Origin of the sequence: Microcoleus sp. K1-B1, from assembly GCF_036704705.1 — a bacterium.
Lineage (GTDB): Bacteria > Cyanobacteriota > Cyanobacteriia > Cyanobacteriales > Microcoleaceae > Microcoleus.
Genome location: NZ_JAUBSH010000070.1, coordinates 12,414 through 36,123 on the forward strand (window position 1 = coordinate 12,414; position 23,710 = coordinate 36,123).

General features: G+C 45.9%; 23 protein-coding genes and 1 pseudogene. 14 read left to right on the forward strand and 10 right to left on the reverse strand.

Annotation, left to right across the window (positions count from 1 at the left end):
- Positions 1-77: 77 nt before the first annotated feature.
- Positions 78-320, reverse strand: coding sequence for a hypothetical protein (locus tag QUA83_RS21785; protein ID WP_333042763.1), 243 nt, complete (start codon positions 318-320; stop codon positions 78-80).
- 227 nt (positions 321-547) lie between these two features.
- On the opposite strand from QUA83_RS21785, the gene QUA83_RS21790 reads away from it, so the two are divergent.
- Positions 548-1,279: a response regulator transcription factor gene (locus QUA83_RS21790; RefSeq protein ID WP_333295757.1), complete on the forward strand. Its 732-nt coding sequence runs from the start codon at positions 548-550 to the stop codon at positions 1,277-1,279.
- A 26-nt stretch (positions 1,280-1,305) separates the two neighbouring features.
- Here QUA83_RS21790 and QUA83_RS21795 read toward each other — a convergent pair whose 3' ends face one another.
- Together QUA83_RS21795 and QUA83_RS21800 are read right to left on the reverse strand one after the other, a co-directional pair.
- Positions 1,306-1,656 carry a 4a-hydroxytetrahydrobiopterin dehydratase gene (locus QUA83_RS21795; RefSeq protein WP_333295758.1) on the reverse strand — a complete coding sequence of 117 codons (351 nt, stop codon included), beginning with the start codon at positions 1,654-1,656 and terminating at the stop codon, positions 1,306-1,308.
- Positions 1,657-2,037: 381 nt separating this feature from the next.
- Positions 2,038-3,405, reverse strand: a complete 1,368-nt coding sequence (locus tag QUA83_RS21800) for an aldehyde dehydrogenase (protein WP_333295760.1) — start codon at positions 3,403-3,405, stop codon at positions 2,038-2,040.
- A 109-nt stretch (positions 3,406-3,514) separates the two neighbouring features.
- Between QUA83_RS21800 and QUA83_RS21805 the strand changes: the two genes are divergently transcribed.
- The 4 genes from QUA83_RS21805 (at position 3,515) to QUA83_RS21820 (ending at position 5,341) form a co-directional block, all read left to right on the forward strand.
- Positions 3,515-3,652 (forward strand): hypothetical protein, encoded by a 138-nt coding sequence (locus tag QUA83_RS21805; protein ID WP_333295761.1) that lies wholly within the window; start codon positions 3,515-3,517, stop codon positions 3,650-3,652.
- Between the two features lie 54 nt (positions 3,653-3,706).
- Entirely contained in the window at positions 3,707-4,645 is a 939-nt protein-coding gene (locus tag QUA83_RS21810) for a glycine betaine ABC transporter substrate-binding protein (protein WP_333295762.1), read from the forward strand.
- A gap of 91 nt (positions 4,646-4,736) precedes the next feature.
- The gene (locus QUA83_RS21815) at positions 4,737-4,991 is read left to right on the forward strand and encodes a hypothetical protein (RefSeq protein ID WP_190657718.1); all 255 of its coding nucleotides are present in this window, start codon (positions 4,737-4,739) and stop codon (positions 4,989-4,991) included.
- Positions 4,985-5,341, forward strand: a complete 357-nt coding sequence (locus tag QUA83_RS21820) for a type II toxin-antitoxin system PemK/MazF family toxin (protein WP_333295763.1) — start codon at positions 4,985-4,987, stop codon at positions 5,339-5,341. Before QUA83_RS21815 ends, QUA83_RS21820 begins: the two co-directional genes overlap by 7 nt.
- A gap of 98 nt (positions 5,342-5,439) precedes the next feature.
- Here QUA83_RS21820 and QUA83_RS21825 read toward each other — a convergent pair whose 3' ends face one another.
- Together QUA83_RS21825 and QUA83_RS21830 are read right to left on the reverse strand one after the other, a co-directional pair.
- A complete protein-coding gene (locus QUA83_RS21825; RefSeq protein ID WP_333295765.1) occupies positions 5,440-7,713 on the reverse strand; it encodes a bifunctional (p)ppGpp synthetase/guanosine-3',5'-bis(diphosphate) 3'-pyrophosphohydrolase in 2,274 nt (757 codons plus the stop codon).
- A gap of 88 nt (positions 7,714-7,801) precedes the next feature.
- A complete protein-coding gene (locus tag QUA83_RS21830) occupies positions 7,802-8,062 on the reverse strand; it encodes a hypothetical protein (RefSeq protein WP_333295767.1) in 261 nt (86 codons plus the stop codon).
- A 114-nt stretch (positions 8,063-8,176) separates the two neighbouring features.
- Here QUA83_RS21830 and patD point away from each other — a divergent pair, with 114 nt between their 5' ends.
- The 9 genes from patD to QUA83_RS21875 all read left to right on the forward strand — a co-directional run bounded on the left by patD (position 8,177) and on the right by QUA83_RS21875 (position 16,390).
- The gene (gene patD, locus QUA83_RS21835; RefSeq protein ID WP_333295768.1) at positions 8,177-8,551 is read left to right on the forward strand and encodes a heterocyst frequency control protein PatD; all 375 of its coding nucleotides are present in this window, start codon (positions 8,177-8,179) and stop codon (positions 8,549-8,551) included.
- A gap of 69 nt (positions 8,552-8,620) precedes the next feature.
- Complete coding sequence (locus QUA83_RS21840; protein ID WP_333156811.1) at positions 8,621-9,205, forward strand: zf-TFIIB domain-containing protein; 585 nt, start codon at positions 8,621-8,623, stop codon at positions 9,203-9,205.
- 387 nt (positions 9,206-9,592) lie between these two features.
- Entirely contained in the window at positions 9,593-11,266 is a 1,674-nt protein-coding gene (locus QUA83_RS21845) for an ABC transporter ATP-binding protein (RefSeq protein WP_333295769.1), read from the forward strand.
- Positions 11,267-11,392: 126 nt separating this feature from the next.
- Positions 11,393-12,466, forward strand: a complete 1,074-nt coding sequence (locus tag QUA83_RS21850) for an RNA polymerase sigma factor, RpoD/SigA family (RefSeq protein ID WP_333295770.1) — start codon at positions 11,393-11,395, stop codon at positions 12,464-12,466.
- Between the two features lie 176 nt (positions 12,467-12,642).
- Entirely contained in the window at positions 12,643-13,125 is a 483-nt protein-coding gene (locus tag QUA83_RS21855) for a GNAT family N-acetyltransferase (protein ID WP_333295772.1), read from the forward strand.
- 281 nt (positions 13,126-13,406) lie between these two features.
- The gene (locus tag QUA83_RS21860) at positions 13,407-13,613 is read left to right on the forward strand and encodes a glycogen debranching protein (RefSeq protein WP_333038077.1); all 207 of its coding nucleotides are present in this window, start codon (positions 13,407-13,409) and stop codon (positions 13,611-13,613) included.
- A gap of 374 nt (positions 13,614-13,987) precedes the next feature.
- Entirely contained in the window at positions 13,988-14,983 is a 996-nt protein-coding gene (locus tag QUA83_RS21865) for an AEC family transporter (protein WP_333295773.1), read from the forward strand.
- Between the two features lie 74 nt (positions 14,984-15,057).
- On the forward strand, positions 15,058-15,900 hold the full coding sequence (locus QUA83_RS21870) for a Uma2 family endonuclease (protein WP_333295774.1): 843 nt from the start codon (positions 15,058-15,060) through the stop codon (positions 15,898-15,900).
- A 76-nt stretch (positions 15,901-15,976) separates the two neighbouring features.
- Positions 15,977-16,390 carry a nuclear transport factor 2 family protein gene (locus QUA83_RS21875; protein WP_333183336.1) on the forward strand — a complete coding sequence of 138 codons (414 nt, stop codon included), beginning with the start codon at positions 15,977-15,979 and terminating at the stop codon, positions 16,388-16,390.
- A gap of 689 nt (positions 16,391-17,079) precedes the next feature.
- Here the strand turns inward: QUA83_RS21875 and QUA83_RS21880 are convergent.
- The 5 genes and pseudogenes from QUA83_RS21880 to QUA83_RS21900 form a co-directional block, all read right to left on the reverse strand.
- Entirely contained in the window at positions 17,080-18,294 is a 1,215-nt protein-coding gene (locus QUA83_RS21880) for a leucine-rich repeat domain-containing protein (RefSeq protein ID WP_333295775.1), read from the reverse strand.
- Between the two features lie 401 nt (positions 18,295-18,695).
- Entirely contained in the window at positions 18,696-20,210 is a 1,515-nt protein-coding gene (locus tag QUA83_RS21885) for a hypothetical protein (protein ID WP_333295776.1), read from the reverse strand.
- A gap of 756 nt (positions 20,211-20,966) precedes the next feature.
- Positions 20,967-22,295 (reverse strand): Rieske 2Fe-2S domain-containing protein, encoded by a 1,329-nt coding sequence (locus QUA83_RS21890; RefSeq protein WP_333295777.1) that lies wholly within the window; start codon positions 22,293-22,295, stop codon positions 20,967-20,969.
- Positions 22,296-22,763: 468 nt separating this feature from the next.
- Positions 22,764-23,423, reverse strand: coding sequence for a hypothetical protein (locus tag QUA83_RS21895; protein ID WP_333295778.1), 660 nt, complete (start codon positions 23,421-23,423; stop codon positions 22,764-22,766).
- Between the two features lie 8 nt (positions 23,424-23,431).
- Positions 23,432-23,626 (reverse strand): annotated as a pseudogene (locus QUA83_RS21900) (hypothetical protein); the annotation flags it as partial.
- Positions 23,627-23,710 lie beyond the last annotated feature (84 nt).

Consider the following 23,710-nt stretch of genomic DNA (forward strand, 5'->3'; position numbering starts at 1 on the left):
AGGAATGGCCCCGATTGATGCTGAGTGGCTCAGCTTGAGGCTATTTCTAAATAAAAGTTTTTACCCTGCTCAACAGGCTACCCTCCATAAAAAATTTCACTCGTTGCAATGCAGTTGCTCGACTTTTTGCGCGCACCTAGATAATTCGCTGTGCGTTTAATAGAGTCGGGATGTTGCTGAATTTGGCGGTCAAAGTGGCTGAGTGTTCCGGCTACCGAGCGAACGGTTGGAGGAATTCTAGTTTCACTTGCGCGATTTGTCAACCTCCTGGGAGTGGGGGCTGGGTCGGGGGGATCGCTTTTGGCAGGCGGTTGGGGCATGGGGTCGATCGGCTTTACACTGTCCTATTTTCATTGTAAGCTCATCGCCAGAATGATTTAACCTTTCTGCAGGCTGACCCTGCCAAATTAACCCAATCTTTAAAATTCCTACCCTAGGTGTGTCCGCTGCTTTAAACGCAGCTCATGCTTGAGTAGCGATGGTTACAAAAGCTTGACAAAAGCTCTGTTAACCTTGTAGCAATTAGTGATATGGGAAGCTCGCCTCTGTGGAATCTGCAAGTATTTCAATTGTTGAAGGGAATCCGCACCTGCGATCGCTCTTGGGCTGGCATCTACAGCAAGTCGGTCACTGGGTGCACCAGTCAGCGGATATCAGTCACGCTAGGGAAATATTTTTCAGCCGCCAGCCAACCCTAGTCATTCTGGATGCCCAATTGCCTGATGGGGACGGTTTGGAATTTTGCAACTGGCTGCAACAGCAGCAGCAGTCACTGATTTTGATGCTGTCGGCGCGGAATTCGGAATCGGATATTGTTGAAGGTTTGAAGGCGGGGGCAGACGATTACCTGACTAAACCCTTTGGGATGCAAGAGTTTATGGCCAGGGTGGAAGCTTTGATGCGCCGTAACCGCACGATGATACCGCCGGCGACGCTGGAGTGCGGGCTGCTGAAAATTGATTTGGTGCAGCGCCGAGTCAGGTTGTACGACGAACATATTGAGCTGACTCCCCAGGAATTTAGCCTGCTGTACGTGCTAGCTCAAGCTGGAGGAGTGCCGCTGTCGCGATCGGATTTGCTGCGTCGGGCTTGGCCTGATGCGATTGATAACCCCCGGACGATCGACACTCACGTACTCTCTCTGCGTAAAAAAATCGAAATCGACCCGCGACAGCCGAGCCTGATTCAAACTGTACGCAATGTCGGCTACCGACTGAATCTGGAGTTGTTGAATAATGCCAATCAACATTCACCAGTGCCCAGGGCGGTGCTTTCTTAAACTACGATCGGGCTATAAGTCGGATTTTATTTGGGGAATTGATTGGCGATCGCATCTGTTTTCGCTGCCATAATAAAATCATTGCGATGCAGTCCAGAAATCGCGTGAGTCCACCAAGTAACGGTAACTTTCCCCCACTCGGTTAACAGTGCGGGGTGATGTCCTTCGGTTTCTGCTGCTTCGCCAACGCTGTTTGTAAAGGCGATCGCACTTTTGAAATCCGGGAATTTGTAGGTGCGTTCTATTTGGGGAATGCCATTTTTTTCGATCAAATTCCAGTCGGGAATTTGAGGTTTTAGCTGGACAATTTCGTAAGCTGTGAGGCGGGGAGAGTTTGGGCGGCAGGCAGCACAGCGTTCTTTTGCTAAAGATTCCATAAATTGCTTGTTAGCGATCGGATGCTAAAAGATATTATAAACATTTCTAATGTGGATTGTTTTGGATGGGCAACTGTCATTTAGGATTGACATCTTGCACCATTTTCAATAAGCTTTTTATGGGCGGGTAGGCTGCCCAACCCTACTACCCACAAGAAATTCACTCTTTGTGGAACAGGCCGGAAAGCCTATTCTTGAGAATGGTACAAGGCAGAAATTGCGATCGAAAGCCTTCATAAAACAGATGAGCAATCCTTTAAAATTTCGGGAAATTATCGTTCACCGTGGAATCGGTTGACCGATAATATCAGGAAGGGACGGGTTGATTTGGCTATCTTGCTGAGATTGTAAACGTTGGTGAACCCGCCCCTCCAAGTGCGATCAACCGATAATTTTCTTAATCAAATCCAACTTACCTTTATAGGGAGCGTACCGCCATTTTAAGTCAAGTAAAAATGACTTTTGCAGCACGCTTTTTTGATGCGAAAAGGTGTCAAAACTTGCTTTGGCGTGATAGCTACCGATGCCGCTGTCGCCAACTCCGCCAAAAGGTAAATCTTTTACCCCCACTTGCATAACCGTGTCGTTGAGACAAACTCCCCCCGAAGAAGTTTCCCTCAAAACTCGCTCTTGTTTCTCTTTATTTTTGGAGAACAAATACAAAGCTAAAGGTTTGGGACGGGCGTTTATTTGGGCGATCGCCTCTCCGAAATCATCATACTCCAAAACTGGCAAAATCGGCCCAAAAATCTCATCCTGCATCACAGGCGAATCCCAGGAAACATTATCTATAACTGTCGGTGCAATATATCTATCTTCCGGCTTAACTTTCCCGCCGACAACAATTTCTCCGTCTTTAATAAACGCACTCAAACGTTCCAATTGCGGCTGATTGATAATTCGGGAATAGTCGGGACTTTTCTGCGGGTCGTCGCCGTAAAATTCGTGAATTGCTGTTTTAATTGCCTGCATCAAATCTGGTTTAACTTTTTTATCAACTAACAGGTAATCTGGAGCGATGCAAGTTTGTCCGGCATTGAGGAATTTGCCCCACGCAATGCGTTTTGCGGTGTATTCAATCTGAATGTCTGAGTCTACAATGCAAGGACTTTTGCCGCCTAATTCCAAGGTTACAGGTGTCAGGTGTTTAGCGGCAGCTTCCATGACAATTCGACCGATTTTAGTGCCTCCGGTAAAGAAGATGTGGTCGAATTTTTCGGCTAGCAATTGTTGGCTGATTTCCACGCCTCCTTCGACGGCGGCTACGTAGGCGGGATCGAAGGTTTTGGATATCATGTCGGCGATAACTTCGGAGGTGTGTGAGGCGATTTCCGAAGGTTTGAGAAGTGCACAGTTGCCGGCGGCGATCGCCCCGACTAAAGGTGATATCATTAACTGAAACGGGTAATTCCAAGGCCCGATGATTAACACTACGCCCAAAGGTTCAGGGTAAATGCGGGCCGATGCTGGGAATTGATCTATCGAAGCAGGCACTTTTCTCGGCTTTACCCATGATTTGAGGTTTTTGAGGGCATAATTAACTTCGGCAATCGATGCGATTTCAAGATAAGCCTCGAATTCCGGCCGACCCAGGTCTGCCTTGACAGCATCGACTATTCGTGATTGATTAAGTTCGATCGCACTTTTAAGTTTTTTCAGTTGTTCTATCCGAAAATCCACATCTTTCGTTTTCCCAGTCGCAAAAAATTGCCGCTGCTGCTGGATAATATCGCTGACGCTGATTACCATTTTTTGTCCTCCATGTCTATAAATAAATGTTACAACAGTAAAAGGAAAGTCGGGTAAAGTGCGGGTGTAAAAAAGATCTACTCGTTGCGGGCCGGAAAAATTAGGATGATTGAACCGCGAAGACGCGAAGAACACGAAGGAAGAATTAGGAAGAGGAAGAGAAGAAGTAGGTATCTTGCGAGATGTCAGAGGTGCGAATCCTAAAATCTTCGCAGTAGTTGCGAATTTTGCCTTTACAAATGATTGACAAATGCTATAAATTAGAAGCTGATAATTGTGTCACTAAAAAATGAGTTCGCTTATGAAAATATCTAAGAACGATTTTTTTTTCTATTCCTGCTGGCTGCTTTGCTTGCTTGCAGTAGCAGGATGTACCTCTAAGCCCGAAAAGCAAGCTAAGCCCCAAAAGCAAGTTGTCATCTGCTCGAAAGACTTTACCGAACAAATCATCCTCGCAGAAATTTTAGCACAGCACATCGAAGCTAAAACAGATATCAAAGTAGAACGAGAACTGAATCTCGGAGGTTCGCTTTGCCATCAATCCCTAACAGCAGGTAAAATCGATTTGTACGTCGAATACACGGGTACTGCTTACGCAAACTTGCTCAAACAAAAACCGATTTCTGACCCCAAAAAAGTCCTCGACTACCTCAAACAAGAATATCCCAAACAGTTTAAAGCAGAATGGACGGAACCGCTGGGATTTAATAACAGTTTTGCGATTATTGTGCGGGGAGACGATGCCAAAAAACTTAATTTACAAACTCTCTCGCAACTTGGGAAAGCTGCACCTAACCTCCGGGCTGGTTTCGGCCCAGAATTTAACGAGAGAGAAGATGGATTTCCCGGATTAGCTAAAACTTACGGGATTAAGTTTCGAGAACAACCGAAGGAATTGGTGTTAGGATTGCTTTACCAAGCGCTGCAACAAAAAGAAGTAGATGTGATTGCTGGCAATACGACTGATGGTTTGATTCAAAGTTTAGGTTTAGTAGTTCTCAAAGATGACAAGGGCTATTTCCCACCCTACGAAGCAGTTCCGGTTGTGCGATCGCAAATTTTGGCACAATACCCAGAATTGCGTCAAGTTATCGCAGAATTGGGCGGCAAAATCTCCGAGGAAGATATGCGGAAACTCAACTATCAAGTTGACGGGGAACAGCAGGAAGCCGGACAAGTGGCGCAGGAGTTTTTGCAGCAAAAGTTGGGCGTGTCAAAGCCAGTCGCTCCTGCGAAATAAAGGGTTTCATTGTTCTGCCTGTTTGCTGAACCGTATTGTGGTTAGCTATACTATTAGTTAGACTCGTATAAATAAATGAAGGTATAAAGCTATGACAACTGTCAAAACTGCTATCTCATTGCCAGCATCTTTATTTGAACAAGCCGAAACATTAGCTGGCGAAATGCAAATTTCGCAGAGTTTTTTGATCGAAATAGCCCTTGAAGAATTTATCCGCCGCCGCGAAAATCAACAACTGTTAGAAAAAATTAATGCTGCTTGCGAAGCACCTCTCTCTGAAGAAGAACAAGTTTTGCTTCGCAAGATGAGTCGCTCTCATCGCAGGCTGGTGGAAGGCGAATGGTAATAAATCAAGGTGATATTTTTTGGGTTGAACTTGATGAGCCTTCTGGTTCAGAACCCGGTTATCTCCATCCCCATGTAATCATTCAGAACAATTTATTCAATCGTTCCCGCATTAATACGGTTGTTGTTTGTGTGCTTACTTCAAATCTCCGACGGGCTAATTCACCAGGAAATGTCCTGTTAGAAGCCGGAGAAGCTGATTTACCAGAACAAAGTGTTGTTAACGTCTCGCAGATTTTGACGATCGATAAATCTCAGTTAGGTGAGAAAATTGGCACACTGTCGGCCGAGCGAGTTCGTCAAATTATTGATGGAATTATGCTGGTAGTTGAACCACGCGAAGCTGAGTAAAACTTTCCTTACCATTTTAAATTTCATGGGGCTTAACCTCTCCTCAGCTAGTCATAAGGTGCGCGGCGCGCACCCTACAATACACTTAGGCTTTCTTCTTAAGTCCCTTCACTTAGCCTCCGCAAATTCAAAATATCGCTCATCTTTTTAATTTGCATACAAGTCCGCTCGAACTGTTGTTTATCCTGGATATCCATGCACAAGTCAATTAATGCAGGCAATCCGGGATAGGTTTTGACTTGAGCGCTGCGGACGTTTACTTGGTTGTCCTTCAAATGCGATAAAACATCATTGAGAACTCCCACTCGATCGAGGGCTTCAATTTGAATGTTAACCGGATAAGTGTTGGGTCGAGATTCATTGCGGTTGCTGGAATTCCAACTCACAGGAACCAAGCGATCCCCAGGCACGTTCTCAACATTTGAACATCCTTGCCGGTGAATCGAAATTCCGCGAGTACGAGTCACCACTCCAATAATTGATTCCCCAGGAATTGGACAGCAACAGCCGGATAAATGGTAGAGCAATCCCTCTACACCTGCGATCGGCGATTTGCTCGGAGACGAACTCGGTACTGGTTTCGGTGCCGTCGATGCAGGTATTAGCTGGGGCAATTCCTGCCCTCCTGCGGGAGCAGATTCAATTTTTTGCTGCACTTTTACTAAATCTCGCAGTCGATTTACTACGAGATTTAGGGTGACTTCGCCGTAGCCCAAACCGGCGATTAAATCTTCGACGCTGTGGTAGTTGCAGCGCTGAGCCACCGATTGCATGGGTTCAGATTTCAGCAAAGATTCTAAGCCGTTTTTACCTAATTCTTTTTCCAACAATTCCCGCCCGCGAGCGAGATTTTCATCTCGGTGCGATCGCTTCAACCACTGGCGAATTCGGTTTTTGGCTCCGTTTGTCTTGACAAAATTCAGCCAGTCGGAACTCGGATGACCATTTTTTTGGGTCAAGATTTCTACAATATCGCCGTTCTTTAAAACCTTGTCTAGTGTTACCATTCGCCCGTTGACTCTCGCACCGGTGCAGTGATTGCCAATTTCTGTGTGAATGCGGTAAGCAAAATCTACGGGAGTTGATCCGCTATTGAGAGCAATCACGTCTCCGTTAGGAGTAAAAACGTAAATATCTTCGTCGAATAAGTTGTCCTTAATGCTTTGTAAATATTCGCGATCGTCTTTCAGGTCGCTTTGCCATTCTAGGAGTTGTCGCAGCCAAGTAAATTTTTCGTCGTCGCCAGTGACTGTTGTGTTAGAACCGCCAGTTTCTTTGTATTTCCAGTGGGCGGCAATGCCGTATTCTGCAATGTGGTGCATTGCTACGGTGCGAATTTGCACTTCGATGGGGCGGCCGCTGGTTCCGATTACTCCGGTGTGCAAAGATTGATAGCGGTTGGCTTTTGGTAAACCGATATAATCTTTAAAGCGGCCGGGAATTGGGCGGAAAGAATCGTGGACGATCGCCAAAGCCCGATAACAGTCATCATTGCTTTCTACTATGATCCGCACCGCCGCAATATCGTATACTTGCTTAAACCCTTTTTGGCGGCGCTGCATCTTCGAGTAAATCCCGTACAAATGTTTGGGACGGCCGCTAACTTCATAGCATTTAATGCCTAAATTGTCAAGCCTTTCTCGCAAACAATCTGTGACTTCTGCGAGTTGAGTTTCTCGATCGGCCCGCTTCTCGGCCACCAATTCCTGAATTTCTCGGTAAGCTTCAGGTTCCAGGTATTTAAAGGCTAAATCTTCCAATTCCCACTTAAAGCGGCCAATACCCAAACGGTTCGCTAGGGGAGCAAAAATATCTCGGGTTTCTAGGGCAATACTGCGCTGCTTTTCTTCGGACAAATGCTCCAAAGTCCTCATGTTGTGCAGCCGATCTGCGAGTTTGACGACAATAACGCGAATATCTTTAGCCATTGCTAGGAACATTCGGCGGAAATTTTCCGCAAGGCGCTCTGTTTTGCTGGAAAAATTAAACTTAGAAAGCTTGGTGACACCTTCAACCAACTGTCGCACTTCGGCGCCGAACCGCTGTTCTATTTCTTCGAGAGTAATATCTGTATCTTCAACAATGTCGTGGAGGAAGCCGGCGGCAATCATGACGTTGTTACCGCCCATATACCGGAGTATTCCAGCGACAGCTACCGGATGGCAAATGTAAGGTTCTCCCGACTTGCGGTATTGTCCTTCGTGCAAGTCGCGGGCAAATTCAAAGGCCCGACAAATTAAGCTGTCGTCCGTCGAACAATTCGGGTTAGCGCCCCCATCAGGCTGCGATCGAGTATTCAGGCATTCTTGCAGCCAGTCGGGAACTACAGCAGGATCGATCGAAGGAGAGGGAGTCAGAGTGTTCGCGTTCATGGGGTACACCTTTAAAACTTAGAAATACAAATGGTTAAAAGCCGGTTTCCGGTTGAATTGCCGAAATTATGTGTTTAGCTATACTAAACTAATTGAATGCCACAATTTGCAATTCAAAAAAATAGTCGATTTTTCTCAAACTATACCTATCGAATTCCGAGTCGCCGCCCCTCGCAGGTAGGAAAATATAGTGACACCACTGCCGCCGCCGCAGTCTGTCGATCGAGGAAAATCGGGTAAAATTACCATATTTTGGCGGTAGCCGTTGAGGTTGCGGGCGATCGGCATTTACCGGCAACGCTAAACTAAAAGCAGCAGCCAGAAGGGTAGAGTCAGGGCAGGAAATCAAAAAAAGTTCTCACAAAACAGGGAATTGCTCCAAAAACCCCCTGGCTTCCCTCCATATGAGCAAACTTAAGTAAGTATCTACTTTGATTATAAATACAAATTTGTTTACAAAATCATGATATTGTCCGAAGACCGCCGCCAGTGCTACCAAGAATTACAGCAAGCACTAGAACAATTACAAAGAACTGCTGCACAGGATAATCTGGATCGGGCCGCGCTGGCGATCGAATACACAAAAGTGCAACAATTTTTCGGAAACCAAATTATGAGAGCCGAAAGCGATGAGTTAGACGCCTCAGAAACACCCCCAGAGCAGTCCTATTTGACGGAAATTCACAAGCAACTGCGGTTATTGGGGACAGATGTCACGTTTTTGCAAGCGTCGCGCCAGCCAGCGACAGCAAAGGCGAGGCAAACTGCGGCGATCGCGCGGCTTAACACGCTAATTGGCTACTGTGGCGCGCTGCTGCAAAAAAATTCTGGTTCTTGAGGGCCCGCCCAGATACAGAATTAATAATTGAATTAACAGGGAATTAATAAGGCAAGGAGAAATAAAGCGGTGGAATGTCCAAAATGTAAACATCCCAATTTAGAAGGCGGTACCTTAGCCGGCCGTATGTCCGTGCAGTGGTGCCCCAACTGTTACGGTATCTGGATTCCAGGCAGAGAATACGAAGCTTGGCAAAAAGAGCAAAGCCAGTGGTACAACAAATCCGAGAAGCCTGATGCGACAGCGACTCTCGGCATAGAATTCACCCCGTCTGTCTACGACAGCAAAGCAGCGCTGTGTCCCGAAGACGGTCACTATCTGTCGCGGGCGAAAGTTCCTTTCAGCAGAGTGCCCTTTTACATAGAGCGCTGTATGTTGTGCGGGGGCATTTGGTGCGATAACGGCGAGTGGGACATTCTCGAAAGTCTGGGATTCCACACCGAGATTGACAAGATGTTTTCTCCGAATTGGCAAGCTAAGGCCCGCGTGCAAGAACTCGCCTCTCGGGAACGTCAAGTGCTGACTGAGAAGCTGGGGCCGGATATCGCCGGATATGTGTTGGAACTCGCGGAAGTTTTAGCAGACCATCCTCACGCAGATTGTGCCGCGACTTACATACTGCGAAGAGCTGAGTTGAAGCGAAAGGAAATTTAGTCATTAGTCATTAGTCATTAGTCATTAGTCATTAGTTATTGGTTATTTGTGATTGAACATTTAAACAATAACAACTACTAACTACTCACCAATAACAACTACTAAGGACCGATCGCTGACAACTAAAAACTGAGCGGTTCACCTAAGAAAATAGAATACCCAGATACCAGACTTCTTCAAGAAGTCGGGTATCTAACAGAAACTATGTGTCAGGCGCAAGTGTTACGAAGCATCTCGCTCGATTCCCTCGAACGCAGGGTCGGGCAACCAAGAGTGAATGACAGAATTACTTTTAAATGCGTAAGTCCTAGTTTAATTAGGTTGACCTAATACAACCAATAACCAATAACCAATAACCAATAACATCTGACTAAGGACTAATAACTAATGACTAATGACTCTTCTCTATTTTCCGTTGACAATCTGCGAGTAGCTTATCCTCAGCGGCGCGGGCAATCCGGTTGGGCCGTTGACGGGGTTTCCCTGACGCTGAAACCGGGGGAAAAGCTCGGATTAGTTGGGGAGTCTGGGTGCGGTAAGTCAACTTTGGGAAGGGCGGCGATGCGGTTGCTGCCGGATTCAACGCTGATTGAGGGGCGAGTTAGTTTTGCTGGAGAGTCGGTGTTTGATATGAATGCTTCGCGGCTGAGACGGTTTCGGGGCGAAGCTGTAGCGTTGATTTTTCAAGATCCGATGACTCGTCTCGATCCTTTGATGACTGTAGGAGAACATTGCATCGAGACTTTGCAAGCTCACAGACCGAATTTGGATCGCAAGCAAGCTAAGAAACGGGCGATCGAAACTCTGGAAGCTGTGAAAATTCCCGCGTCTCGCTGGTCGCAATTTCCCCACGAATTTAGCGGCGGAATGCGGCAAAGAGTAGCCATTGCTTTGGCTCTTTTGCTCGATCCTAAATTAATTGTGGCGGACGAACCGACTACAAGTTTGGACGTAACTGTAGCTGCCCAGATTTTGCAGGAATTAACCAGACTTTGCGAGGAACGGGGAACGGCTATTTTGTTGATTTCTCACGATTTAGCGATGGTGGCTGAGTATTGCGATCGCATTGCGGTGATGTACGGCGGTAAAGTCGTAGAAACAGGGCCGGTGCAAAACGTTTTTGAAAAGCCGCAGCACGAATATACTCGATCGCTCCTCAAAGCAGCTTTGCACATTCAAGCCGATTCTGACAAAGGGTTAGCATTCGAGGAAATCAGGACTGAAGTCGTTACTGCAAACTCAACAAATTCGCCTCTTTTGACCGTAACGAATTTGCAGCAACACTACAGTTTAGAAAGCAATTTATTAGATCAGTTGTTTTCCAGGAATCGCCAGGTAATTAAAGCAGTAGACGGCGTTAGTTTAGAGCTACAACGGGGAGAAACCCTAGGGCTGGTGGGGGAGTCCGGCTGCGGGAAAAGTACGTTGTCACGCACGATTTTGCAGCTAATTACCGCCACGGGTGGCAAAGTTGAATTTCAAGGAATAGATATCACTGCCCTGAACAGGGATGCTGTGAGGAAGCACCGCCGCGAAATGCAAATGATATTTCAAGACCCCCACGCTTGCCTGAATCCGATGATGACTGTCGGGCAAAGTATTGCTGACCCTTTGTTTATTCACAAATTAGCTAATGGCAGCGAAGCTAAAAAACAAGTAATTCAAATGTTAGAGCGGGTGGGTTTAAGTCCAGGGGAGGATTTCTTTCGTCGCTATCCGGGGGAATTGTCAGGAGGACAACAGCAGCGAGTTTCGATCGCCCGCGCTTTGATTACTCGACCGCAACTGATAATTTGCGACGAACCTGTGAGTATGCTGGATGCCAGCGTGCAGACTCAAGTTTTAGAGCTGATGTTGGAGTTGAAGCAGGAATTTAATTTGACTTATCTGTTTATTACGCACGATTTGTGGGTGGCGAGATTTTTTTGCGATCGTATTGCGGTAATGAATGCGGGAAAAATTGTTGAAATCGGTAAGACTAGGGATATTTTTACTAATCCGCAGCACCCTTATACTCAGCAATTATTGCAGGCAGCTCCTTTACTGGCTCGAACTCAATAGAAAGGTATAAAATTGGGGCCATCTAATTTCTGTCAGGGGCTTCTAGATGGATTTCGGAAATTTCCGGTTAAATTGGTTAAAGTGAAGGGATACTTTTCAAATCATTCCACCGACACCAAGCACGATATGGCAGAATCTGACCTAGGCAGTTTTGCGGTGGCACCCGAAGCCTCATTCGCGATCGCACAAGATGAAGACACCGAGATCGATCGTCCGACGGTAACTCGATCGTCAGCATACAACAACTGGTCTGCCGACGATCCAGTGGGAGCTTTGTTCAAGGAAATGGCTCGGTATCCTCTACTGACAGCAGCCGAAGAAGTAGAGTTGGCGCGCCGCGTTCAAGAATTGGTAGCCCTGGATGAACTAGAACAGCGTTTGCAGCAGGAATTGGACAGAGTGCCGACAAAAGCTGAACTCGCAGCGGCTTTGGGAGTGAGCGAAACTCAACTGCAACAGCTTCGCCACCAGTGTCAGTCGGCGAAACGGAAAATGATCAGCTCGAATTTGCGCTTGGTGGTTTCGATTGCCAAACGCTATCTTAATCGGGGCGTGCCTTTTCTCGATTTAATTCAGGAAGGGGCTTTGGGTTTGAATCGGGCAGCCGAAAAGTTCGATCCGGAGAAGGGTTACAAGTTTTCTACCTATGCCTATTGGTGGATTCGCCAAGGAATTACCCGGACAATTGCCAATCAAGGGCGGACGATTCGCTTGCCTGTTCACATTGTCGAACAGTTAAATAAACTCAAAAAAGTTTATCGAGATTTGAAGCGTTCTCTTCAACGCAATCCAAGTGAAACTGAACTTGCTAAAGAAATGCAAGTTAGTTGCGAACAGCTTCGCTACCTCCAGCAAGTACGTCGGCAATCTTTGTCTCTCAACCACCGCATCGGCTCAGAAGAAAGTTCGGAACTTTTGGATGTTCTCGAAGATAACGCGACGCAATCTCCCGAAGCTCAGATGAATGAGATGATGATGCGCCAAGATATTTTGGAGGTATTGGACAGTATTTTGACTGAGCGGGAAAAAGAGATTGTTGCTATGCGTTACGGTTTGCTGACCGGCGAACCTTACACTTTAGAAGAGGTCAGCAGTTTGTTCAATTTGTCCCGCGAACGAGTCCGTCAAATCCAAAATAAGGCAATGCGAAAGCTGCGCCGCCCTCAAGTGACGGAACGATTGAAGGGCTGGTTGAAATAAGCTAAAAAACATTGAGTTGGCATTTTGAAAAATCTTAAAATTATTGTGATGTGGCACTGCGAGGCCACCGTAAATATGCTGGTTTAATGTGGAAAAAATTAATTAAAAATTACAAATTAAAAATGTCTTGATGTGGTATTTTTAATTGTTGATTGTCGCGTACTACTTACTTATTTATGTCTTCTGAGGTAATTTTGCGTCCAGCTACGCGCGCCGACGTGCCGGTGCTGTTTGATTTGATTAAAGCTTTAGCTGAGTACGAAAAATTATCTCATGCCGTTACTGGCAATGCGGTTGATTTGGAGAATCATTTGTTTGGCGATCGACCTTTTGCTGAAGCGATTTTAGCCGAGTGTGAAGGTCGAGTTGTGGGCTGGGCGCTGTTTTTTTACAATTATTCTACTTTTTTGACTCAGCCGGGAATTTATTTGGAAGATTTGTTCGTGGTGCCTGAGTTTCGAGGGCGGGGAATTGGCAAATCTTTGATAGTTTATTTAGCGCAGTTGACGGTTGAAAGGGGCTGCGGGCGTTTGGAATGGAGCGTTTTGGATTGGAATGAATTGGCGATCGGATTTTACAAGGGTATCGGTGCTGATGTGATGCCCGACTGGCGGATTTGCCGGGTTGCGGGCGAGTCTTTGGCAACTTTGGCGAAGTAATTCAGGCGTGTGGAACAGGCATCTTGCCTGTGTGTGGAACAGGCATCTTGCCTGTGTGTGGAACAGGCATCTTGCCTGTGTGTGGAACAGGCATCTTGCCTGTGTGTAGAACAGGCATCTTGCCTGTGTGTGTGGAACAGGCATCTTGCCTGTGTGTGTGGAACAGGCATCTTGCCTGTTAACCTAAAATGCCGCACTGGGGTTAATTAATACCGACCTAATTAATTGACAAAAATATAGGAAAATTTAGATAAGAGTTAAGTTAATTGGGAGAGTAGATCGTGATTATTTGGGTAAACGAGCAAATCGATCCATCGGGCATTCTTTATTCTTGTATTGCTTGTTGCGATGAGACTCAAGCGAAGGATTGCCACGAATCTTTTGAGAAGAATTTGACGGCCGAGCAAAAACAGCAGGGCTGGGTTGCTACCTTGCGGACTGTTAGTTCTTGGGATGAGGTGCCTGTTAATGCTTTGAAATTGAATTAATGAGTGCAAATCATCAGCAGCTTTAGTCTTCCCCTGTTTCCGTGGGATCGCAGTGGCAGGAAAACGTGGGAAATCTGTTCGTCCAAGGCAAGATAGCTCGATCGCACATTGATCAAATTAACAGAGGTTTGGTGAATCTGAAGCTAAAAAGCTGCCAGCATTTGGGGCTGCCAGTCTGAGGATTGTGCCCTGGAAGCTGCGGGAATTTGTGCGGAAATTTTCGGGCCTGCTGTGCTGCGAACACGCTAGGACGAAAAAGCGTGCAAGTGCGATCCTCTTCGAGGGTTCCGCTAACGACAATTCGCATTTATTAAACGGATTTTAGCATTACTATTAATAGATAGAGGCATTTCCAATTGTCTAGTTAAATTTTTATGATTGAAACCTTATTTCACGCTTATACGCCTCTAGTTATCTGGACGGGCTTAGGACTGCTGCTATTTCGGTACATCCCAGTTGATTTTCCCAAGCTGCTGAGCCACTTTCTTTTCTGGATTGGGATACCGCTGCAAATTCTAGTTTTAGCCCGTCAGAGCGATTTTTCGGGTGCTGTGGGATTCACGCCAGCGATCGCCATATTCGTGTTATTTCTGAGTACGAGTTTTGCTTGGCTGACTTGGGTATTATTGCGTAGGCTGAGTGCGGCCCACATCAAAAAGCCCTTTTTTCAGGGCAAAAATTCTCTGGTAAATTTATTTTTATTAAATTTTAATTCCCTGAAGCGATCGAGCGAAGGGAGTTTTATCCTAGCTGCGATGTTAGGGAATACGGGCTTTGTTGGATTAGCAATCACCCCGTCTATCATCAGCACCGATAACAGCAACTGGGCTGTCTTGTACAGCGTCACTAACAATGTTATTGGAACTTATTGTTTCGGTGTATTTATTGCTAGCTATTTCGGGAACTCCGAGCAAAAAAATCACTGGTGGACTCAGATACGGGATGTGCTGACAGTTCCCGCCCTGTGGGCGTTTTTAATTGGTTTTTATACTAGAAACATCCCCCTGCCCGAAACAGTGGAATCGGGATTGCAGGTAGCTGTTTGGGTGGTAATTGCCAGTGCTTTGCTGCTGGTTGGCATCCGGCTGAGGTCTATTAAGAAATGGGAAAGTTTTGAACTGGCGTTAATCCCGTCGCTGTTAAAAGTGGTAATTGTGCCGGTGCTAATCGGATTGGGTGCTAGTTATTTCGGATTGAGCGGCGATCCGAGGTTCGTGTTGGTGTTGATGTCGGGAACGCCCACAGCTCTTTCCGTGCTGATTTTAGCAGAAGTCTACGAGCTCGATCGCGATTTGTTAGCTAGCAGCATCGCCATCACTTCTGTCGGGTTGCTGTTGATGCTTCCGCTGTGGTTAGCTGGGTTTAGTTAATATTAGCTAAAGTTTCAAATCTGATTGCTCTAAAATTTCGCAGTACAATGAACAATAACTGCACGGAAAAGACGATGAACGAGACAATAACTGCTACTGGCCTGCCTCCTGCATTCCCCGACCATACCCAATTGCCCGACGAAGACGGTACATTTGTAAAAAATTTTCAGGAGCATCCTCAGAGCATCATTCTGACAGATTCTATCGGGCCGGTTGTAGAGCGGCTGCATCCAGACGGACAATATGCGATCGGGCAAGATTGCTGCATTTACTGGCGAGAAACTGAACCGCCAGAACGAGGTGCAGAAGCACCGGATTGGTTTTACGTGCCGAATGTACCGGCAACACTCGATGGTTTTCGCCGTTCTTATGTACTGTGGCGAGAACACATGGCTCCGTTCATTGCTTTAGAATTTGCTAGCGGTAATGGAGAGGAAGAGCGCGATTCCCTTCGGGATAGCTTCGCTTCACGTACTCCGCTTTCTGTGGCGGCCGACGGTACAACAACTAAACCCGGTAAGTTTTGGGTGTACGAGAGAATTATCCGCATTCCTTACTACGGCATTTATGAAATGAAAACGGGCAATTTAGAGGTCTATCACCTGATAGATTTTGTGTATCGAAGGATGCAGCCAAACGCACGCGGTCACTATCCGATTCCTGTACTAGATGTAGAATTGGGACTGTGGCAGGGAAGCTATCAAAATCAAGAACTGCTTTGGCTGCGGTGGTGGGATTCGCAGGGGAATTTGCTGTTAACTGGCTCCGAACAAGTTGAAATTGAGCGGGTTCTGGTCGAACAAGAACGGGAAAGAGCCGAACAAGAACGGGAAAGAGCCGAACAAGCAGAGCGAAAACTCGCCCAGTTAGCCGATCGACTGCGAGCAATGGGAATCGATCCCGATGCTGAGGATTGATATCAAATTCCCCAAACTCTCTCTGTAGCGCGAGCATCCCGCACCCGATCTTTTATAATCACAAAAAACAAAGCTGATGGAAACTAAACCACCTCTACCGCCCTTTACGTTAGAAACGGCTAAAGCCAAAGTTCAAGCTGCTGAAGATGCCTGGAATACCCGCGATCCAGAACGAGTAGCCTTAGCTTATACGGAAGATTCTCAGTGGCGAAACCGTGCCGAATTCTTCAGCGGACGGGAAGAAATCAAGGCTTTTTTAAGACGAAAATGGGCAAAGGAATTAGATTACCGTTTAAAGAAAGAACTGTGGAGTTTTACAGAGAATCGGATTTCTGTTCGCTTCGAGTATGAGTGGCACGATGATTCTGGCTACTGGTATCGCGCCTATGGTAATGAACAGTGGGAATTTGCCGAAAATGGGTTAATGCGAAGACGTGAAGCTAGCATTAATGATGTTCCCATTCAAGAGTCTGAACGAAAGTTTCGATAGGAGTTATCTGTGAGTTGCTAGAGGCATAAACCTGGTTTTTTAGGAATAAAATATGCAGGTTTGTAGTCAGGACTTGAGTCATGATTGACTAAACGCCCGAAAGACGAATAAAGTCCTCACTACGAACGAAAGGTTTGTAGTAAGGACTTGAGTCATGATTAGACTGAAGTTCCCCCCGTAGAAATACTGACAGGTGGGTTAAAACCCTTGTGCTGCTTTGTGTTTCAGCTTATGAACCAGAAAACACGTACCCATGTAAGACTTGCCATCAAAAAGCAATCGCCCTATAATGGCATCAGACACTCGATCGGATGAAACCCCCGCTACATATGCGTTTCAGCGATTGTACCCATGTACGGTGGCTCTAAAATGCTTAGAAGTCGCACAGTGAGACAGTTTCAAGTTTTTGCCAGGGGGGAACTTCAGTTTAGAGCGCTGAAAATCCTTATTCGCCAGCCTCAACGATTTACAAAATGAAAAATTCTCTATCTCAAATTTTAATTTTGGATACTGTCACCCTAATATTAGTTTTCGGTTTCCTGTAGCTAGCTGCGATCGACCCCAGTACACGATCGGCATTTGGCAACCTAACGTTAGAACTCACCCGCAACCGGAAGCGCAGGTAGCTTGCGACCAAAGACTGTAGGTTGTCGGTGTGCAGCGACTTGTTAGCCCGTTGTTGACCGCTCTTAGCGTGATGGACAGCGAATGGAGCGTGTGAAGCCGTCACGCCCATCAACATCAATTGTATTGTTGTTAACTACACGATAACTTGGGTCGCCGACTATGGGACTATTGGACCGATAAGTACCTGGCACAAAGCACCCACCAGGGCCACAAAACGAAATTGAGTAGAGACCTTTCCCTGCAGGAGCAATTGCTAACCCCCAGGGATTGGAGCAATCGCCATATTTCCAGAAACCAGCAAGTGGATGCGATTGCGAAGGAACAGCCAGTTTCTCCGCGATGTGATCTAGGTCATGGCGAGAAGTGAGGCGGGTTTGTGTGATAGGTGATGTCGGGGCTGGTGGTTTGATGTCGCTAATTTGATTCTTATCGAGGTCGAGCGCAGCCAAGTTAGTCAAGGATGCTAGCGGTTTGATGTCGCTGATTTGATTGTTGTAGAGGGAGAGTACAGTTAGGTTAGTCAAGGATGCTAGCGGTTTGATGTCGCTAATTTGATTGTTGTAGAGAGAGAGCAAAGCCAGGTTAGTCAAGGATGCGAGCGGTTTGATGTCGCTGATTAGATTGTTTTCGAGGTAGAGCTCGGTCAGATGAGTCAAAGATGCTAGCGGTTTGATGTCCTTGATCTGATTGCCATCGAGGGCGAGCCGATTCAGTTTAGTCAAGGATGCTAGCGGTTTGATGTCCTTGATTGGATTTTTGTCAAGGTTGAGCCAACTCAGTTTAGTCAAGGATACTAGCGGTTCGATGTCGCTGATTTGATTGCTGCTGAGGGAGAGGAAAGTCAGGTTAGTCAAGGATGCTAGCGGTTTGATGTCCCCGATCTGATTGCTGTCGAGAGAGAGGAAAGTCAGGTTAGTCAAGGATGCTAGTGGTTTGATGTTCCCAATCTGATTGCTGTCGAGGGAGAGCTCCGTCAGGTTAGTCAAGGATGTTAGCGGTTCGATGTCCTTGATTTGATTGTTGTCGAGGGTAAGTCGCGTGAGACTCGAAAGTTGTCGATCGGCCGCCTCGCACTCAGTAGTTTCCGCTTTCTCCAACAACACCTCAACAGTATGTTTAGTTTCAGGACTCAAAGAAGCCTTTTCGCGACACCAATCAGCAAATGTCCGTCCACTATCGCCCGGTTGTTTCTGCACGACCCATGAGGAAGGTGCATTTCCACTATTTTGCGACTGACTCGATACCACCAACATGAAAACAAGGGCTAATGAAATCATAGGGAATAACCTCTGTAGATTTTTATATATTTCCCCATTTAGGATTTGAAAGTGCAGAGGGTATGTCAGGAAATGTCATTTTCCCGCCTAAAGCTTTTTAGAGATGTTTGAGGCTGTAAATCAGGAAATACGGATTGTACCTTAAACATTACCACCGCTGCCTAAATTACACCCTAGTTACTAAAGATATTGACATTGCTGATTTACGGTATGAAAAGCTAAATAGGCCCGTCATAGAAACCAGTATCGACAAAGCTTGAGGATTTTCAAATTATTTTTTTCATACCATGGTTAAGTAACGCCGATGTACGTGGAAATCTGGGGTTCTGAGACACTTTTTTCCCGCTCCTTAGCCACTGGTAATCAGCACTAACGATCGCAAACAGTCGTTGGATGTGCGCTCATCGCTTTCGTCGGGTAGAGGCTCGGTTTTTGAGCTGTGGCGGTGTCTTGTCGCTATAGGTAAATGGTAGCCCTTTGCGGCTTTTTAATCTCTCCTCCAACCATTTTGGTTTCTCGCTAAACGAGATCGACATCGTACCATCTGGAGAAACGCGATACAGCCATTTTGCCCCCGGACAAATAGACGACTTCATATCGGGAACCGATGCCGGCCATTTTCCGGTTTTGGCTGCTAGTGCTTTGACTTGCAAAATTTTCTGAGTCAGTTCCAAATCCAGCATAGATTTGGCTCCTTTACTGGTTTGGTTGGATACATCTGTAGATGTCCTACCTATATAATTCCACCACGCAAAGTCATTTACGGTGACTGAATCAGAAGCGCAAAAATTGTGCTGACGAGATGCTGCCAGCGATCGTTTATAGGCGTGATAAGTATCGATCGCACAAAAGCGAACATAAGGTTTGATCACCGGCTTGAACCATACCAAGACATGAGAGAAAGTCCAGTCTAAGATTTTTTCTTCTAAAGTTAAATTTGAAGTTAAACTTGAGAAATACTTCCCTTGAATTAGTGAAAGCATTCCCCTATCACTAGAAGCGCCTATATCTTTTAGTATCGAAGAGTACGTGTCTAGTAGCGAAGACCACGAGTGTTTCCAAAGGAAGTCTTGCAAAAATTTGAACTGATACAAATATTCTCCCTGCAAGGATGTCAATATCGATTCGCGGTAATCGTGTTCCAGCAAGCGCTGCTGCCACTGGGCTGGAAGGCGATCGAGTTTCCGCATCACCCCTACTGTATATTTAGTCACAATCAAACCCACAAGTTGAGGGAGTAGGGAGGGGCTTTCTGTTGAAGACTGGTTGATTTTCCAGGATACTTCCAGCATTTCTGCTGCTGCTTCCGTCTGACCTTTACGGTATTTTTCTAGAATGTCTAGGGCTAACACTTGTTGAAAATTAACCTGCCATAAATAAGCGGGTCCGGGAGCCGTCATATCTCCTTCCAGCATCCGGCTAATATCTGTTCCCCAGTGCGGCACTTGATTATTTAAAACCTGCTGGCGAAGTTCTGCTAAAGCCGTTTGCTTGGAGGCGAGATAGCGCTGTAATTTCTCTGAAGGTGGATTTACGGTATCGTTTGGTTTGGCAATCTCAGCGTCTAGGTACTGGTGTAATTCTTGTCTGATTTCTTCAAATGCCTTTCGATCGCGCTCTGAAGATTTAAAATCAGCCCTAGACCCGATGGAGCGATCGACAGAAGAGAAACTTGCCCCGACTCCACCGATCCCCACTTTAGCGACGGACGCAGCCAACTTCAACGCCGCATCATTCGGCTCTGTTTTGGGAAACCGTTGGGCATATGCTGCTAAATCCTGCTCGATTTCTTTTTCCTGCACAGAGGCGATATAGTTGCCCCCCACAATCCAGACTGCCAGCAGTCCCGCCAACCCAACAACCGAACCACCTAGAAATTTGAGGTTCCGTCTGAACGATGGGTTTTGAATGTCCATAAACTCCTCCTTCGTGCGAGTACACCTGAAAATGAGGCGTTGCTGAATACAAGTATGAATTCAAGTTTTCGGAATGGTTATAAGCCAAGTAGAGTGAGTTTTGTAACATCAAGTGAAAAGTTGATTCATACGCCAGAATCAGCAACGCCTTACCTGTTTATCTTGCCCACTTTTTTTGGGCGAACGATCACACAACCAGGCCGTGTAACCTTTCTGCACTTATCCAGCAAGCCCTAAATACCTAACACGCCACACCCGAAGGCTCTAGCCGGATAGGTTCATATCCTGACCCAGGGCTTAAAACTGCTAAGGCTAGGCGGGGAAAAGCAAGATTGCGGGTATACACCAAACTCAGACAGGCATCTTGTAGGTTAAGGCTGACTTTTGCTTTTCTTCCAAAGTTTGATTAATTGTCGGAAATTCTTATTTTCAATGTCTGTTAGCACAATACTTCGGACAGTTTTATATCTAATCGAGTGTCCGAAATCCAGACTGGCTATATGGTGGACTATTATTTCAAAGTTTAAGTCCAGCCCTAAGTTTCCTAAGATGCGTTAAAAATGGCATGGCTGTCTCTGTAAGGCTTACAGGGCAGTTAAAAAACTGTCCGAAGTATTGAGCTGAGCAACGCCAGAAAATGATTGTTAAAAACATAAATTTAGCTAGGATGATTAGTATATTTATGTGGGGAGCCTCTGTTGGCTCCTTTATTGAATTTGAGCAGAAAACTACTGCAAAAGTGCATAAAAATTGCCTTTATCTGCGTGCATGGATGTAGTCTAAAAAGTAAAATCTAGGACGAAGCCAAAATCTCAGCCAAGTGTAAGCTCCTAGACCTAGTAGTGCTATCACTATTAAGGGTAAGCCCGCATAAAGTCGCAATTCATCAGGAAAGAGAGCAACAGCGCAAACAGCAATCACAAAGTAGCCTAAAAGCAATGCTTGTAAGCGTTGCACGACCAAAAGTGCTTTTCGACAGCTACTACAATGTTGGGTGTGTTGTTTGTAGCGATCGAGGATTTGTTGGCGATCGTTATTGATATTCCGTGTCTGTGGAACATTGATTCCAACTTCGCTCCAGGGGAGTTGTCCGTCACAATAGCGGTCAAACCACTTCCTAAACTCAATTACGAAACGGTCTGCACTTGTAGGTAAGTGATAGGCAGTTTTCCAGCTTTGGGTAGATTTTGCTTGTTGGAGAAAATACTCTTGCTGCTGTAGAAGAATCATATCTCCCTCAAGAACAAGATTGCGATTGGTGATGTGATCCCACCAACGGGGTGTGAGACGATAGAGTGTTTTACCAAAGTTACGGGGAAATAGAGCGACAATTCTAGACTTCCCAGGAGACAGAGGTATACAGTAGGTGAGCAATCCAAACTTTTTGCTGCCATCGCCAAAACTGAACGCATACTCTAAGCGACAAGGCGGTTCAAAAGTGATTGTTGTTTGAAAAGGCCCAACTATCGCCCCTTCAATCAAATTGGGTGTTGATTGCACGATTTGGAAGGCAATTGGTCTGGCTTTTTTGCGATTACCCTGGACGCCGTGATGAGCAAAAGGAACATGACTCGGATCTGCCACATTTTCCACAAGGGTTTCCCAGTCATATTCTAAATCTCGTACAAAAGAAGACCAAACAAAGCCTTGAGTTGCATCTATTTGCGGTGATAGAGGTAAGGGTGTATTTGCAGCTTGTTCGCTTGATTTTGCATCTGGCCAAATCCAGAGTAAATCCTGTTGCTGACGAACTGGTAGTGCTACAGCACACAGATTTTTATTCTTGCTTACAAGTTCTGGATTTTCCGCTTGGGGAATATGAGTACAACTTCCCTGGTCATCAAATTGCCAACCGTGATAGCTACACATTAAATTCCCTGTTTCGTCATCAATGCGCCCCTCACTTAGAGGCGCAAGGCGGTGGGGACATCGATCTAAAAACACTTGGAAAGTTTCAGATGATTTGGGTTTCCAGATAACTAAACGCAGTCCCAAAAGTGTTACTGAAGTTGGTTGCTTGGGATCTAAGTCTTCGAGTGGTATCACAGGATACCAATGCTCAAAAAAATTGAATTCTGGTTTCATTTGACAAAAAATTAGGGGGTTGGGGGTAGGGAAAGAAAAAGACCTCCCGGTTCCCTTGGGTTAGCCTGCGCGCTCGCACAAGAAATGGAGGTGTCGGTATATTTTACCTCAGACGTTCGGCAGCAACGCCGGAATTTAGATACGGATTATTCAATAAATCAGCGGTCACAGTAACCTCAAACAGTTGCAGCACTAAGAAAGAGGTGAAGCCGGATCGAGTCAAAGGAGCGATCGCCAGTCTTTCCATGCTTTCCTACACGGGGATACTTCCCTTTCCCAACCTATGATTCGGAACTGTTACACCTAGGTCAGAGTATTTGTGTTTCTTATATAGAAAAGTAGGAAAAAGGAAGCGGTTGCTTTTCTGACTCAATCTGGCTCCACCTCTAAGTATGGTTTGGTAATTGCTCAACTTGACAGGAAGACGAGATAGACATTAGATAAAGGGAAGCTGCTTGACTAGCTCTCTCACTTCAACCAAACAAGGGACTTGAGAATCTTTTCCAATTCTAAAGGTGTGATGCTAGAGTTTTTGCTACAGCCATAGAGTCTTTCTCCGTCTCCGACGCTGACATTATAGTAAGGCCCGTTACCTGCTGGAAAACTATATAGATTTGATTGGGGCAATTTCAATTGTTCTGGAGAAGGAACTTGTTCGGATTTAGCGCTGCCAGATCTCAGTTGAGAGCCATCCCTGCCAAACTCCACAATTATGTTGCCTAAAATTTCAGTACGCACAGGATAGGAAAACTCAAACCCTCCGCCACCAACTCCGTCGGCAATGCCGTTGAGTGCAAAACAATTATTTGCTGAGTTTCGATAAAGAATGGTGTAATTAGGAGCGCGCCCGCAAACTCCTCGAGCATTGCGACTGGAGTTAGGCGGACAAGGTTTCAATTCTACCTTGGCAACTTGGAAGCCATTAGGCACGTATGTAGGAATAGCCACTTGGATACCCAGCGCTCTCAAGGATGCTTGCTGAGTATCGCTTAACCCACTTGACGAACTTTCAGCAGCCGACGCAAAAATAGTTAAAGGCAATAATCCCGCGACGATCGACATGACCCTTCCGCATCTGGCAAACATAATTTTAACTTCTCCTTTCAGGAATCCTTTTCCATCAGTCATTCGCACAGCTACAGGCATTCTAATTGCGCCGCCAGAACTTTTTGCTGCACCGGAAGCTCAATCAAAAATTCTATCCCCTTGGAGGGCTCGGAAACGCATTTCAAACGTCCGCGATGTTTTTCTGCAACAATCTGATAGCGTAACTGCTCAAAAGAATCAGAGATGTATTTAAGGAAAACCAACCCCAAGACGATGTGCTTATACTCTACCGCTTGAAATACTCACCGGGCTAAAGCCGCGGTGATTCTTGACGCTTCATCGGGTTTTGCTAATCGTTGCTAGTCTTA